The sequence below is a fragment of the Bradyrhizobium lablabi genome (genome assembly GCF_001440475.1).
GTDB lineage: Bacteria > Pseudomonadota > Alphaproteobacteria > Rhizobiales > Xanthobacteraceae > Bradyrhizobium > Bradyrhizobium lablabi.
On the sequence record NZ_LLYB01000047.1, the window covers coordinates 20844 to 36377 of the forward strand.

The window sequence follows — 15534 nt, forward strand, 5'->3', positions numbered from 1 at the left end:
GAGCTGGCGACCGACGTTCACACCGGTCTGCACACCCTGGCCAATCTTCTTCAGCACGCTCCAGAAGCTCTGCAGTTCCATGTCCGTCGGCGGCGCTGCCGCAGCAGGCTGGAAGCCGGGCTGGCCGGCGCTGAAAATGCCCAGTTGCTTACCGATATCCAGGCCGGTCTGCGCACCCTGACCGATCTTCTTCAGCACACTCCAGAAGCTCTGCAGCTCCATGTCCGTCGGTTGAGCCGTGTCCGGACCGGCGGAGAATGGCAGGACCCCGCCGAGAACCTTACCTCCGATACCACCGACAGTTCTCCCGGTCTTGCCACCGATCAGGCCGCCGATAAGCCTTCCGGCGGCGCCGCCGAGAATCGAGCCGAATATGCCTTGCGGATCCAATTGACTGTAGTCTTCAATTCCTTGCTGCGTTCCATTCATGAGTAAAGCCTCCAATATGTTGTCTGGCCCGTAGCGACGCGCGCTACGGTGCAGGACCGGGTTCACTTCGCGTACGAAGGTGAGGCTGATGTTACGCGTGCGATCGTGATCCAAGTGTCATGCGGAGCGTGAAAGTTGCGTCAAAGTCTATGGCGCGGGGCAATTTGACTGAGGCGGACGCGAATTGTCGGCGCGGAACATGCGCCTGATGTCGCGCTGCAATTGTTCGGTTTCTCCTTCCGGCACAGCGCGAACTTCTTTCCACAGCACGGCGCGGCAAAGATCGTACTGACGCAACGCGTCCGCCCGACGCCCCTGCTGCGCGTAGCAGCGCATCAAGATGCGGTGCACGTCCTCCTGCAGCGGGTCGATCGCAAGAATACGCAACGCAAGCGCGATCGCGATATCCATTCGCTCGCGGCCGCCGGCGTCCAGCAGGCCCACGACGGCCCGCATGGCTTGCATCCGGAGGCGTTGCCGCTCGGCAGATAGCCAGGCTTCAAACGCACATGAGGTTGAGCTGATGCCATCGAGAAGTTCGCCGCGATAAAGCGCCGCCGCGCGCGCCAGCCGTTCGGGATCACCCTCCTTCAGGAGCTGTTCGAATTCCCCGACATCGGTCTTGATGGCGTCCGGACAGATGCGGATGTCGCCGCGATCCGCCGAGATCACGTCGGCGTATTGCGGCAGCACGTGACGCAATGTGAGCAAGGCCTGTCGAAGGCTGGCGCGCGCGCGGTCTGCAAAGTGTCCGTCCCACAGCAGCGCTGCGAGCTTGCTTCGTGATATGCCGCGAGGAGAGCTGAGAGCTACATAGCCTAGAAGCGTCGCGGCCTTGCGACTCGGGATCGACACCGACTCGCCGGAGACCTGCATTACCTCGACGCCACCGAACAGATTGATCTGCAGCAGAGGCATTGTCCCAACCCTCAGTTAAAAACCGACCCGAAGCATTCAGATACCGCGCAATTACTTATGAGCATGATGTCCACGATTGGGACGCCGCCACCTGCAAAAACGTGCGCGGCCAAGACCGGGATGTCTCTGATGATCCTACAACCTTAGTTAGACAAGACAATGGACCACCTCATATCTTTTTAGTGATTGCACGTTTGCTTTGATAGTGAACTGCTTCATATGCGTGAGGTTGCGTATGCCATCGAACGCATGAAGCCAGGTCATCGTCGGTGGCGAACGCACGAACGCACTTCACCGTGCTGACGGGCCAAAGCTTGGCATCAAGCAAAGCGACACCACTGCAGCTTCATGCACTTTGACCTCGGATACTTTGACCTAGAGCACATACCTGGACCCAAAAACCTTGCAGCCGTTCGGCACGAGGTTCCATGTCCCAGGCACCATCTGCCACCTATGTGTCGGCCGGACATGCTGGCGGAGAGGAAGGGGTCGATGGCGTGAGCCAGCTAACATTGTCGACGCAAGTCACGGGTCTTCTGAATGTGCCAGTCCATGCCCATGGCCTCAAACGAGACCTCTACCTGATCGAGTAACTCGGCTACGCGCGCGTGTTTTCCGCGAGCAACGCGTATCTCGGCGTCACAGAGCTGCGTGACCGCAATCTCATGGCGCGCTCCTCTGGCAAGCGCGTTCTTCATCGCAAGAGCAAGGTATACTTCCGGCGGCTTCCGGTTGTGTCCGAAGGCCGAGGCGCGAGCCATCGCGCGATAGGCCATGGCTTCGCCCAACCGATCATGCTTTCGACTGCGCAACAGCGCGCGCGCCGAGTGATGCCTCGCCTGCTGCCATCGTGCAGTTTCAACGAAGCAGTCTGCCAACCAACCATGGTTCAATGAGACAAATAGTTCCCGATGACGGCTCTCAAGCCATGACGTTCCATCTACGATCGCCTGCAACGATTTCTGGGACCGTTGCGTCATCCAACTCGCATATCCACCCAGTGAAAGGTTCATTGCATACAAGTACAGACTCCTCACTCGCTCCGCGATATGCTGGCCCTTGATTGCAGCTGCTCGTGCGTCATCCCAGCGGCCCTGCCACAAACTGACGGCGCTTTTCCAACACAAAATCGAAGCCTCAACCTCATGGCCTGAATCTTGAACTGCAGCCAACGCTTCCTCCAAACATGCGTGCGCTTGCTCGAATAGCCCGCGGTCGCCGAGGGCCGTTGATTTGCAAGCCAACGAATAAGCAAGTGCAACGGGGAGCCGGCCGGGTTTTCGGAATTGGCGCTTTATCGAGATTGCCTCGTTAAGCAGTGCAAGGGACCTGTCGTATTCCGCTGCCGCCGCGCAGGCTTGCCCCAATACCGCTCGAACTTGCACGGCAAGCGGCTCGTCGCCGACGACCGTGGCATGTGCAAGCGCGGTTTCGAGGTGGCGCGTGGCACGAGCCAGCTCCCCCAGCGCATAGTTGATATATCCCACCCAATATTCAGCTCGCGCAAGCGCGCGCTGATCATTATGAGCCGTGGCAAGGACAACGGCACGTCGCAGAAACTCAAGTTGATCCCTCGACGGGTCAAACACGCACGCCAAAGCAAGGCGTTGCGATATGGATATCCAGCGTTCATAGTTTTCCTGGGATGCATCCGGATCCAGAGCGGTAAGAGCAGCGCCGTATTGTATTTGGGCACGGTCCAAAGCTGAGGCTGCGGCGGCTTTGTCTCCCGCGGCCTCGGCGTACTGAGCGGCCTCGACTACCTGCCCGCATGCGCCGTAGTGATAAGCAAGCAGCTCCCAGGCTTCCTCTTGCGTGCCGGACGGCGCGTGCTCTCTCAGCGTGTCAGCGATGCGCTTATGCAGCGCGTTGCGCTGGCGCAGACCGACAGAGTCGTAGATCACGTCGCGCGCAATGCCGTGCTTGAATCGAAGGGCTCCCGATTGCTCGCCAGGGAAAATGAGATCTTGTGCAGCGAGCGTCGCGATAAGTGGATGACTTTCCCCACAACCGGTGAGCCTCTCAAGCAGCCAAGTGGGAATGACATTCCCAATAACGGCCGCCGTGCGAACCAGATCGATCTGCTCCGGCTGCAGTCGTTCGACGCGGGATTCTATCAGCGTTTCCAACCATGCCTCGCCGCCGTGGATGCGGCCAATGCGATGGTGATCCGGGCTGTCGTGAGCAACCGAGTGGCATAGCTCTTCAATAAATAGCGGATTGCCACCAGAGAGCTCCCCGATCCTTGCAGCGGTGAAAGGATTGCTTCCAGGAAGCAGTTGACGAATGATTTCCTCGGCTTCGTCGGCGCTGAAAGGCGCAAGGGTCAAGATTGTGGCGCCACCGACCGACACATTGTCATCTCCCAGCTCGCGGCTTGCGACAAGCACGAACAATGTCCGATTATGACCGCGTCTTATTGCTTCGAGCACCTGACGCGACGCGATATCTGCCCACTGCCAATCATCGATGAACAGCACCACAGGTTTCGAGGCGACCAGGACGTCGAAAAGCTTGCATATTGCGGCAATTGTGTTTTCGGGAGCAACGTTACGCGATTCCAATTGACTGTTCACTGGATCCAGCGAAAGAGCGCGCAGGAACTCAAGCCGATACTTGAGAAGATCTGGATCGATCTCGGCGAGTGCTTTCTCAAGAACCTCGGCGGCGCGCGCAGCCGTCATTGCATGGTCCAGCCCCAACAACGACCGGAGAATCTGGAGGAATGGCTGCAACGGCTCGGCGCTTAGATAACTTTCGCAGTAGCCTCGCAGTATCTGGCAATCAGAATTCGCGGGACCGCGGAGAAATTCCTCGACGAGTCGGGTCTTTCCCATACCCGCGGGGGCGACGATCGCAACATATTGCGGCTGCCCTTTTATTATGTCGTAGAGGCTACCCTTCAAAGCCTGGAGTTCGGTTTGGCGGCCAATGAATGACGTTAGCCCTCGCATCGATCTTGCTTCGAATCGCGTGCCGACGGCAGCGCGACCGAGAATTCCGTAGACCGCGATCGGCTGGATTATTCCCTGGAGGCTGAGGGATCGCCTGGGCGTAGTCTCATAGAAGTGGCTTTCAGCGCCTAGCGTTTCTTCGCTGACTAAAATCTCGTCGCTTTGCGCAATATCGGAAAGGCGCGCTGCAACATTTACAGTGTTGCCTAACAGATCAAGTCTGCCGTGAAGATCATCGCCGCCGGCAAGAAGTACCAGGCCTGAGTGAACTCCTGTGTGCAGATGCAGGGGCGGCAAGGCGCGGGGCGAGAGGTCAAGTGGAATTCTTCGAACGAATTCGTGAAGATCAAGTGCGGCCTCGGTCGCTCGACGTCCATCGTCCTCATGTGTTTCCGGATAGCCGAAGCTCGCCAGCAATCCATCTCCCCGAATCTGAACAATTGTTCCACCATGCCTCGGGATGATGTCTTCATAGGCGCGGCGGAGGTGGCTCAGCAGATCCGAAAAATCTTCGGCTTCCATACTGGCCGCGAGGCGGGCAGAATCTGACAAATCCGAAAAGAGGATTGCAAGGTATCTGCGCTGTGATCTTGCTTCTTCCTGTCTTCGGTTGGTCATCGCACTCACCGTACCACGTAAGGGACTTCCTTTTGGGACGGCAATTTCCGAACTCACCTCTGCAGCAGAAGCTCGCAGGGCGTGATCGGCCTCCTCAACCGGCTCGTCGCCAAGTTGAGTGCCACGAACTTATACCTTTTTGCCCACGCGTGCGAGCGCGGAAGTTTGGCCGCGGAACGGAGGTATTTGCGCGGCATCGCGCCGTCAGTCGCCCTTACGCAGGCTCACTGCGAGTTGCAGCGGCGACATGGTCGGCCGCAACCGCGTCGATCCGAGTAATCCGGCCAGCATGCCGAGCATCACACCGATGGCCATGTCGTAGCCGGGGCAAGCGTGGGTGGGGTGGTGGCCCTTCTTTCTGCGATTACCACCGAAGATGAGATATAGGCCGTCATCGTCGTCGTTGATCAGGCATTCTTGCGTCGCTGAGACGATGCTCACCACGATCCGGTCGCCCGGATGGACCTCAACGGGTCCGAGAGAATGCTGCACAAGCGCGGTACGCCACGCGAGTTCCGGGACAGGGTGCAACAGCAGGGCTCGCTCCAATGGCGGCATCAGGATTCGACAGGCTCTCTCCAAGGGGCTCTTGGTTTCATCGGCCAGATAAGCGAGCTGATGGTCCCAAAGCGAGCGGTCGCTGACCCACTCGAAGAGCGCTCCACGGATATTGCCGTCGACAGTGGGAAGAAAACCCATCATCACGCCGATCAGCGTGCTCGTCAGCAGCGCTGGGTCAGTGGAGAATGCGTCGGACAACGCGTTTCCGAGTATGCCTCTCCTCCCGCCATATACCATCCGGAACAAGAAGTTGCGTTGCGCTTCAAGGCGCTGACCGACTGCAGCGTATAGTGCCTGCCCGTGCTGCTGGCCAAACAGGGTCGCCTCCGGGCCCGGGTTGGGCTGGAACATATAGCGTGACGGAGAGTGGAAGTGGCCCGGGCAGGTCGGAGGATCGTCGGGCTTCCAATCCCAGTGCCAGCCGCCCCGCACAACATGCGTTCCGTCGGGCACCCCAAACCACTCATTGCTGATGCGCGCCAGGATGTCGTCGACGATGTCCTTCACTTCCAATTTTGTCTCGGCGTCGGGTGGCTGGACGAGAAACCTCAGGGCTTGCTTCGTATGCTCGAAGGCGCTTTTGAACGCGTCCTGGACCTTGACAGCCATGATTGCTTTGTTGGCCGGGCAAGCTTCGGCGCGGTACTTCGACGTGCTCAGTCCGTCGTCGTCTTTGCCCAGATAGATCTCGCCGAAAGATGCGCGCATGCGCTCGGCATAGCCGGTCACCGTGTAGCGCGATCCCTGGTTATGGAAGACCTCGTCCACCAACTTCTTGCTGCATACCAACACACCATATGGCGTTCGGAGCGCCCCGCCATGCAACTCCCGTATAGCCGCCCACACCACCTCGCTGGTGCGCGACATGCGTGCGTAAAAATCCTCCAGCACAATCTTCCATTGCTCCGCCGCGAAATCGAAACCCTTGTATTGTTCGGCAAGCCGTAGTTTGGCGATGACCTCCGCACCTTTGCGCGCCAGCACGGCGCGTTGTATGGACCGCTGGTCCTCCTTCGTCTTGCGATGATGGCCGTCCGCACCCTCCTTGGTTCTTGCTGCTACATCTGCAATGTCCTTGAGTTCGGCGATCGCCTTGATCGACGGGACGAAGGCGTAGAGACCCCATTCCAGCTTGACGATCGGTTTGTCCGGCGGCAGCTCCACGAACTTCTCTTCGCCGTTCTTATCGTAAAAAACGAAGCGGTGCGGGTCGCCTTCCTGCGGCACGCCGAGGAACGGATCGCGCAAGGCCGAGTACGTATTCCGGTCGCTGCTGTTGCTGCCGCTCAGCCAAGCCTGAATGACCTCGAACTGCTCAGCGATCGACGCGTTGTATGCCATGAAGAACAAGCCGCGTTCGGCCTCCGGGCTCTTCTCAAAGGGCGGACCATAAGACATGCCTCGTCGCATGATCCGGGGCACGGTGAGGATGTCATCCCGACTGCCGCGCGGATTGGCGCGTCGCATATGGGATTGGAACGGGCACGCCCTTCCCTGCGGGTCCTTCGAATAGTTGAAGTCGTTGCCCTTCCTGTCCTTGATCGTCTCGTCTTCGACCAAGATTTCGCCGTTACTGGTACGGCCCATGAACTTCGCCATTGTCGACTTAGGGTCTTCGCTTTTCTCCAGTACGTCGTTCAGCGCTTTGACATCCTGCCTGAGCTTGCGCACGACGAGAAAGGTGCTGTCATCCCACAGAGTGCCGGCCAGCGGCGGATCGCCGAGCGAGTTCTCGTATCCCAGCAGCAGATCGCCAGGCACGACCTCGTCGGAGTAGGTATCCGCCTGCTGAGGCGCTTCGAGCGTTGGCTGGCTGATGCCGTCCACGAAGTTGAAGTGGCCCCTCGGACGGTCGTTGCGGGACGCGAGGAAGCGCTGCATGTGCTGTACCGAAAGGATTTGCACGCCCTTGCTGGAAAGCTTGCCATCGAACTCGGCGACCACCTCTGCCAGCGGATGCCTATCATTGGCGAAATCTTTCCAGCCGCCGGACGGTCCCGTGTAGGTGAACTGGACGATCGCGTGGACCGAGGTCAACTCCACGCGGGCAGGCTCACACATCCTCGGCCAGTTGCGTTCGGGGAGAGACCATCGGGTCGGGTGGTTGTAGAGCCGATCACCGAGAATACTGGCCCGCGCGGCCATACCTTCGCGGAACTCGAATGGCAGCAGCTCGAGGGTGCCGTTTGGCATGCCCGCGAGCGCCAGTCCCTGGAACGTGAATCCGAGATTAACCAATGGGGCTTTACTCGGTCTCCCCCGTGTGGCGGCGGCGGTTCGCTTTATTTCCGGCTCAAGGTACGCGAGCATATCGCGCGCCGCTGCGGAGTCCTTCAGGGCGACCAGCAACAGACAAGCATGGGTAGCGCCCTTGTACTCTTCGATGATGCCACCCTGGACGTTGTCCCTGCTGATTTGTGCTGCAGCGGGGCTGGAGGGAAGGCGCGACTGGGCATTAGAAAACCAACTCAGCGCTGCCCGTTCAGTAGGATTGCGCCCCTTTTGCGGGGCCGTCTTGATCAGTTGCCTGGCGCGGTGCCCCAACAGATGCATTGCGGCGCGCAGCAGAAAGTCACCGTCTTTTGCGAGCGGCGGATACACATCGGTCAACCGATACAGCGCGGTGAGGGCCGGCAGCGCCTCCTCCAAAATCAAATTGGAATCGGCTTGCTCACTGTCGAGCGCACTATTGTCCGGCCGTTCATCGCCGGTCCCATGCAGGTCCGCCGCGACCTTACGCCGAAGATAGTGCAGATCGCTCACTGTGAGCGGACTGGCGTTGTAGAAGAACTGAGTTTCGACTTGCGCCGATCGAACCCAGCCCGCGTACGCGGGGTAGTTGTGGCCGTAGGAGTCTAGGTAGCCTTCACAGTTGCAGAAGATCACGTCCAGGAGCGGTCCCAGATCGCGCCATATGCGGCGCATGTAGGGCTCCCAACCACCGTCGAATGCGACTGAAAGGAGAAGCCGCCTTGGCGTGTCCTCTCCGATAATCGCAAGGCGGAAGGAGTGAAGTGCCCGGATTCGGTCGACCGCGTCGCCGATGAGCGGCGTCGGTTCCGCCTCTAGCGACGAAACGCGCAAGGAATTCAGCGTTTTTAGCAGCAGTCGCAGCCGGCTTTCGTAGGTCCGCGAGTCCAGCGCCGGAATCAGCCCGGACTTGATCGTTGCCACCAGGGTAAGGTCGCTGACGCCCAAGAGGCTCTTCGATTTGCTCTGTGGATCAATCTGCATGGCGGTTCCCCTCGTTTACCTGACCCTTGCAATTGAGTTCGCTAGAGTGGCGGGCGCACCCGCATGACCGGCCTTGGCGAGGGCCTGTAAGGTTGCCCGACTGTCGGCATGTTCAACGCGCGCTCCGCCTGCATCAGAGCGTCTAGCGCTCCCTCTAGTGCGGCCGCCTGGGCCGCAAGCAGTTGCGAATCGTTGTCCTTCCACACGGGTTCATCGCTTTCTTTCTCCCGTGCAGGTTCATCGCTTTCCTTCTTCAGCACAGATTCATCGTTGCGTATCTTCAACGCCGGTTCGTCGATTGCCTGGCGGATCATGTCGCGAAGCGGCTTGCCATGATCGGGCTGCGACGCCGCCCAGGTCAGCCCGGCCAGGCTCCTTGCAAGACTGTCTCGCAGCACGTTGAGTCGCACCCAGCGATGCTCATTCCAGCCGTCGGACAGTTCGCCGGAAGGCCACCCGACGGGAAAGGCAGCATATCGCTTGACTAGCTTGAGCGCCGCCACGCGCCCCAGATCGGCCAAGCCCCTGATGTCCTTTCCCTCCATCAGGATGTTCAGGCCACCGATCCCGCTACGCAGCCCCACCTGCACGACGCGTTCGCGCACCCCCGGCAGGCGGGCCAGCGTGGCGTCACTCCAGTTGATCGTCGTCGACGCAAGTGCGCTGAAGAAACCGGACAGCCTTTCGATAGGCTCAGGCTCAGTCTCGAACTCGTTCCAGTGGTCCTGCCCGAGCTGGAGATGGTTTTCCGGCAGCCACACGTCACCGTAATGATCTTCCGGCGGGGAGGAAGGGGCTTCCGCCGGGCCTTCCTTGCTCGTGGGAATTTCGTGCAGCGAGATGCCGAAAGTGGGCCAGGAGGGGATGGGGCTGTCGAAGAGATGGATCGGAAAGTTCGAACAGATGCCACCGTCGCAGAATAGACAGCGCCGGAACACGTGCTCCTGCTTGTCCCGCTTGTCCAGGATCCAGAGCGGTACCGCGCTGAACAGGACCGGAAAGCTGACGCTCATGCGCGCGGCCACCAGGATCGGCAGGTGCTTTGTCGGCAGCCGATACATCGGCTCCTCCGCGCTCCCAACGACTGACGGCTTACCCATGACGAGCGACCAAAACCAATAGCGTCGGCCGGTCGGGACGGCTTTCGCCCGCGCCGGCGCCGGCCTGGAGCTCCCCTGATATCTATTTGATTGACCCGTGACCGGATCGACCTGCATGTCCGCGACTACATCTGGGGGAAACAACCGGTTCATCTCGCTCGAGCGAAAGTAGAGTGGAAGGTCATCCTCTTCGCCCTCAGTCTGCGGAAAGACGTACGGCCGCCCATGAGTCACGTTGGCTGTGAACATCTGCAGGTTGATCGAGTCGGCCCCTGCTGGGCTGGGATCATTCAGCGTCTCCCGCGGCGAACCCGGCGCGGCGGCGAGGTCGGCGAAGGTCAGTGGCCGATCGCCTGCTTTACGCCCGGCAATCTCCTGGATGATGCTGTGCAGCCAATCTGTGAACGGCGAGAACGGCGCGTCTCCCGAGCGAGTTCCACTGCACAAGCCATAATCGTGCCGCAGCATGCGTCCGACGTCGCGGATGACCGACAGGAACACTGCGACAGCAATCAAAATAACAGCGAGCATCGTCGCACTGATCCCGATCAGGAAGGCAGACCGCCAGTCGATGTCGCCCAGTGCGGCCTTCAGGAGTGCGATGAACCACGTGATCACGAGGACGATTCCGATGGCCAGGACGATCCCCGACTTTGCGTAGGCAAAGGCGACGCCGCGTACCAATGCCGTCAGTTTGCTGGATGGCTGGGCGAAGCCGGGCAGCAGCGCGTCGAACAGACGCTTGTTTTCCTTCTCGGGTTGGAAGAGCCATGCGAGACGGGTCTTGCCGTCTACTTCGTCGGCGACAGCGGCCGCGCGCTCCAGCATGATTCGGAAACCGTCCGACGAACCATGCCGGCGCCGGTATTCCGCGGCAGCCGCCAACGCTGCGGCGCCGGCACCTGAAGACGCTCCACCGATGCTGTTGAAACGATAGACGGTCGCCAGCAGGAATATGGCTGCCGGATAGGCAATCGAACTCGTGACGCCACCGGTCAGAATCAGGTCGCAATAGCGATCTCTCGGCGCCCGGTCTTCGAAGCCGGGTAGTGGCTCCCTGGTGGACATTCGAACTTCCTCACTCGAACGACCAACACTACCGCCGCTGCAGGATAGGCCTGCGGTTGGCAACTCCTGCGTGAGCTAGTTCACATTCAGTGGCTCATTTTGCGCTGCTGCTGCCGCCAATCAATTTGCGCCAGCGTTGAACTTCGCCGGCTTGGCGCGCAGTTCGTTGTCCAGAGACGAATGGAAGCCATGTTCCTGGCCGGCGGTTCGGTTAGGCTCATTCAGCTCCGCAAGTCGACCATAAGGCGACGTCGTCGACGCGTAGCGTCGAATGGAGCTTCGATCCGGTCAGCCGGGCTTCAACTTCAAGGCGCTTCGGCCGTACTGGTCAAGGGATTGGGGGCTGCGAAGGGACGAGTTCGTGGAACAGGCGCCAACGAGCAAAGCGATTATTGGCGGTTTTCGGAAAGCTGGCGGAGAGGGAGGGATTGCCGCGCCGATCACAGAAAGTCAATAAAATCAGGCATTTCTTGCAAGCCCGATGAGGTCGTGTGTACCAGTCTTGTGCCCCAAAGTCGAGCCGTATGGGCCTCGCAACCCGCCCTAAGCCAGCGCTGCTCCAGCCATGGTTCGATTCGCCGCTGTAGCTCAAGAACTGGAGCTTAACCCTGCCGCTTCTGAATGTGAACCGGACTAGCACCTTCCCGAAGCCGACTTCCGCTTTTGACCCCGAAGCGGACATTCTCGGAGAGGCACCGATGTACGCAGTCGGAAGCAAGCGGATGCGTCGCCGCCTGGGTACCCTTCCAGACAAAGAGGTGGGATCCCCTGTCCGCGCGGGGCGGACTGGCGAGGGTCCAAGGAAAATGGCGCGCGAGACGTCAGCGAATGAGTGTCAGATTCGAGGCCATGGTTGCGGAGTTGTCTTCCTGAAAGCCATTGAGAAGCACATAACAGCCGAACAGGATGACTGCCGACAAGCAATATACAAGATAGGAAGGCCGCCTGGACCTGTGATAACTCATTTCGCTGGATCCTAGTCTTGGCGAACCGCTCAACTCTTTGTGGCCATCTTCGAGAGTTCGGCTTCTACGCCGGCCGCGCAGGCCCTCGCGAATGAATAGTCCATGCTCGTGGCGGCAACGGTCTTGACGTATTCGCTGATGACGTTGTCCTTTGAATAGGAGCCCGCCGCCTTGAACTTGGCGATGGCGCCGTCGGCCGCCGTGAACTGCGCGACGCATATCGGGACCAGTACAGACATCCGGCCGTCGGTCTCCGCCATTGCGGTCATGGTTTTGGCAGTGCCGCCGGTGACCCAGCCGCCCCACATGAATCCGATCGTGATCGCCGCAACAGCTCCGAAAGCAATACCCTGGAGGAACCGGGTCCGCGCCTCACCCTGCAAGATTTCGGGCATTCTCATGATGGTCTCCTTTTTGCGCACAAGCGCGTTCGCAGCCGCGGACGCCGTTAGCATCCGCGCTTGGTGAAAGTATCCAGCCTACGAGATTGCGCCTACCGATGGCACGCCAGCTGCCGCTACGACGACGAGCAGCGACTTCGGACGTCGCCGCTTCATGGACAGCTTCAAGGAGAGTAACAACTCCCTGTCGTCAAACGGTAGACCGTTGTTGTGCTGCTGTACAGCGCGATCTTGGTTGCAGCCCGAAGCCAGCAGCGTCATCGTCTCGCCGCTTCACACGCGAGGAGCGCTTGATCCCCGCAGCCGTTCCACGAACCAGAATGCCCAGATCGCGACGAACGAGAGAACGAAAAATCCTCCGCAGGCCAGCAACGTCGGTACTGAATTGATATCCATGACATCCTCCGGGGGTTGATCGCTTGCCGCTTCTGTTCGCGACCAACGAGCATCTGCGCCCGTTCCGCCACGTCGTCTCGCCTGATCAGATCAAGGCATTTCAATTCAAAAATTTGCGGCGGTCAGATCGTAAGAGCCGCGGCTTCCACGAACGTAAACCTTCGCGGCCGCCGCGCAGATCACGTCACGGTTGCAGTCGAACGCATCCAGCAGCCCGGCCTCGTCGGGGTGGGTACCCGGCTGGATTCGCTTCAACGCACCCTCGTTGATGAAGAATGTCGTTTCCAGCGCGCTGTCGTGGCCCCAAAACCGCACGGCTCGCCGTGTCGGGTCATATGAGCGGCTGTGATTTGGAAACTCGATCATGGGTTGATGCCGATCAGATTATTAGCCGACGACCCTCGCAGCTCACCGGCCTTCTCACGACCGGTGTCGAGAGTGCTCGATGGCCTCGGGACCCGCCCGTCGCAGCGACGTGCGTTTGGTCAATGTCATTGACGAGATTTGGCGTGGCTAAGCTTCGCGCTGCCGTAACGGCGATGCTGAAGCAATACGATGGCGCTGGGATTGACATGGCTACTCAATGCCGCATTACAAGCCTTGCAAGCCGGTCTCCGAAAACAAACTGCGATTCTCCTCGCTATTCCGGCAGTAGTCCCTATATGTAAGACATCACCGCGCGCCCCGGGCTGTTATCGGTGACTGAGAGCGTTGCGCTCCCGCCTCAACTGAAAGGGCGGTCATATGCCAAAATCCTCAGCATTCAATCTTCGTGAGTGGTTGGTGCCCCCGGTATTGTTGCCGATCTTTCTTGTGCTGCTAGTCGCCGCTGCGATGGTTATCCAATGGTGATCCCGCGTAGCGTGGCTAGACCCCGGAACACGTCGTCTCCGATCAAAAAAGCGAGTTCGGTACTTACCCGCGATCTGGAGTCCAGGGCGGCTGTCGCTCTCGACGAGGCTCGCGGGATGCCGCCGGGGCATGAGCGCAACGAGGCGACTCATAAGGCATTGGTCCTTCGGAATGCCGTCGAGCTTCACGAATTTCTCTGCGGCAAGCGCGACGCAGCGGCCGGGTAACCGCAGCGTTGGCGGGAAACCCATCACGCGAGCAGGCTACCGCTGGCGGTGGGCGATTTCGCCTGCTGCGAGCTTTCGTTTGGCGATTGCGTATTGTTGAGCCAACGGGGGCTGATCGAGACGCTCGGCAGGCAACTCCGAGGGGACGTGCCTATGAGCGAACCGGGTTTGTCTACACATTCGACGTGCCGATGGCTTCTCTGACTTCGGCACCGGCATAAGCCCGTATTCGGGTATTGCGGAAGCCAAATCGCAACCTGCATTCGTTCGGGCTGCTACGATCTGTCAGGAACGTCTTTTCTTACGCAGCGATTGATGACGTGGTGATTTGTCACCGGAGCTCGTTATTCGGCCCTTTGATCCCCATATATGACTCCATCCTCGTCAACCATCGGGATTGGTCGGGGTCGCGCGGAGACCTCCAACGAAAGGACGCGGCATGTTTAGATCTCAACAGCACCGCGAAAAAGCAGCCGCATACGGCGAGCTGATCAAGCGTTCGAGCGGCCAGGGCGAAAGCGACAAATTTCAGAAACTAAGGGATCGTCACTCAGCGCTCGCCGATAACGAGCAGGGACTGGCTGATAACTACGACAGCGCCGTGAACGCAGCGGAACAGGATCGCGCTCGCGGCCTGGTCCTTGCGGCCGAAGAGGAGCACGTCTTGCGATGTCTCGGCGCAGCCATCATCATGCAATGGAGCGCGCTGCCGAAGGCCATGCAACGGGAGATCTTCGACACCGCCGCATCGGTCGGAGAATTATTGGAGACGGCGGCGCTTCGCGGGCAGATCGCCCGCTTTCTGCACAAGCATAAGCATAAGAATGATGCCGGTCGCAAAAAGGCCTCGACGGAGGATGCGCATCGCGACGCGAAATCGCGTGCAGCTGCTCTGTCGCGATGGGACGATGAGGGAGGCGCAGTCCCCGACGGACTGCCGAGGTGAACCAACGTCAGCAACAGGAGGATACCCCATGTCACGTAGAAACATGTCACTTACAAAGTTCGGCATCGATGACGGCCCGCACAATATGGACGGACTGCGGCTTCTCGCGCGCGACGGAACTGAACGGGTCGAAGCGTTCATAGGCCGCAAGGTGATGGATGTCTGGGTCGAATCCATCGAGCATCGGGGAGGACGCCAGAGTTTGTTCCGCGATCAGTACAACGCGTTGGGCAAGCGCAATCTTGCGGCGATCGAGCGGATCGTGAACACGAAGTACCAGCGCGGTGCCGCAATCAACCGCCAGCATCCCTATGTCGAAGTGCTGTTCTCGGACATCACGGAAAGCGGCGAGGCACTAAATCTAAGTGAACTCGTGCGCGAGCCTTTGCCGCCGGCATTTCATAGGCTGGCTTGAGATCTGCGCCGCGAACAGATGGCGGATGCTTCGTAAGAAGAAGGCCTTGTGACATGCCGCTCACGCGAGGAGGATTTCGGCGCTACGACTATGACCGGATGGTGGTTTGGGAGTGGCATGCGCAATTCAGCTCCGCTGCCATGGACGACCTGGATGGATCAACTGGAAGGCATCCATCACCACATCGCCGATGCGGTATGCTCAAGAGCTGTCTTGGAGAGGGACAACGGCCGTCTGTCGAACCGCAAGTCAACCGCCTCGCAGCTTTGTCTTTGAAGCGTGGCGATCCAGTTGATTTTGGGGGCTATTGGCAGCGGCACTCGAAAGATGCTCATGCCTAAGCAAAAGCTTCATACCCACGAAGAAGTCTTTAAAGATCATGTCTCCGGTCAGTATGACGAAACCATATTTCGTTTCAGAGTNGCCGGGTGGCTGGATTTATACGCACAC

The 15534-nt window shown here is 59.4% G+C and carries 9 protein-coding genes and 1 pseudogene; 2 read left to right on the plus strand and 8 right to left on the minus strand.

Features of this window, described 5'->3' with window-relative positions:
• The 8 genes and pseudogenes from CQ14_RS44520 to CQ14_RS07385 form a co-directional block, all read right to left on the minus strand.
• A pseudogene (locus CQ14_RS44520) lies at positions 1–429 on the minus strand (hypothetical protein); the annotation flags it as partial.
• A 147-nt stretch (positions 430–576) separates the two neighbouring features.
• Complete coding sequence (locus CQ14_RS07355; protein WP_057857257.1) at positions 577–1347, minus strand: AfsR/SARP family transcriptional regulator; 771 nt, start codon at positions 1345–1347, stop codon at positions 577–579.
• A gap of 506 nt (positions 1348–1853) precedes the next feature.
• A complete protein-coding gene (locus tag CQ14_RS07360; RefSeq protein WP_082649752.1) occupies positions 1854–4919 on the minus strand; it encodes an ATP-binding protein in 3066 nt (1021 codons plus the stop codon).
• Positions 4920–5123: 204 nt separating this feature from the next.
• Entirely contained in the window at positions 5124–8714 is a 3591-nt protein-coding gene (locus tag CQ14_RS07370; protein ID WP_057857260.1) for a Dyp-type peroxidase, read from the minus strand.
• Positions 8715–8755: 41 nt separating this feature from the next.
• Complete coding sequence (locus CQ14_RS07375) at positions 8756–10882, minus strand: patatin-like phospholipase domain-containing protein (protein WP_057857261.1); 2127 nt, start codon at positions 10880–10882, stop codon at positions 8756–8758.
• A 994-nt stretch (positions 10883–11876) separates the two neighbouring features.
• A complete protein-coding gene (locus tag CQ14_RS07380) occupies positions 11877–12248 on the minus strand; it encodes a hypothetical protein (protein WP_057857354.1) in 372 nt (123 codons plus the stop codon).
• Between the two features lie 273 nt (positions 12249–12521).
• Complete coding sequence (locus CQ14_RS47550) at positions 12522–12644, minus strand: hypothetical protein (protein WP_283807204.1); 123 nt, start codon at positions 12642–12644, stop codon at positions 12522–12524.
• A gap of 105 nt (positions 12645–12749) precedes the next feature.
• Positions 12750–13010 (minus strand): DUF1488 family protein, encoded by a 261-nt coding sequence (locus tag CQ14_RS07385; protein WP_057857262.1) that lies wholly within the window; start codon positions 13008–13010, stop codon positions 12750–12752.
• A gap of 1110 nt (positions 13011–14120) precedes the next feature.
• On the opposite strand from CQ14_RS07385, the gene CQ14_RS07395 reads away from it, so the two are divergent.
• Positions 14121–14669, plus strand: a complete 549-nt coding sequence (locus tag CQ14_RS07395; protein WP_245320240.1) for a hypothetical protein — start codon at positions 14121–14123, stop codon at positions 14667–14669.
• A gap of 43 nt (positions 14670–14712) precedes the next feature.
• Complete coding sequence (locus CQ14_RS07400) at positions 14713–15084, plus strand: signal transduction histidine kinase (protein ID WP_156434758.1); 372 nt, start codon at positions 14713–14715, stop codon at positions 15082–15084.
• The last annotated feature ends 450 nt before the right edge of the window (positions 15085–15534 follow it).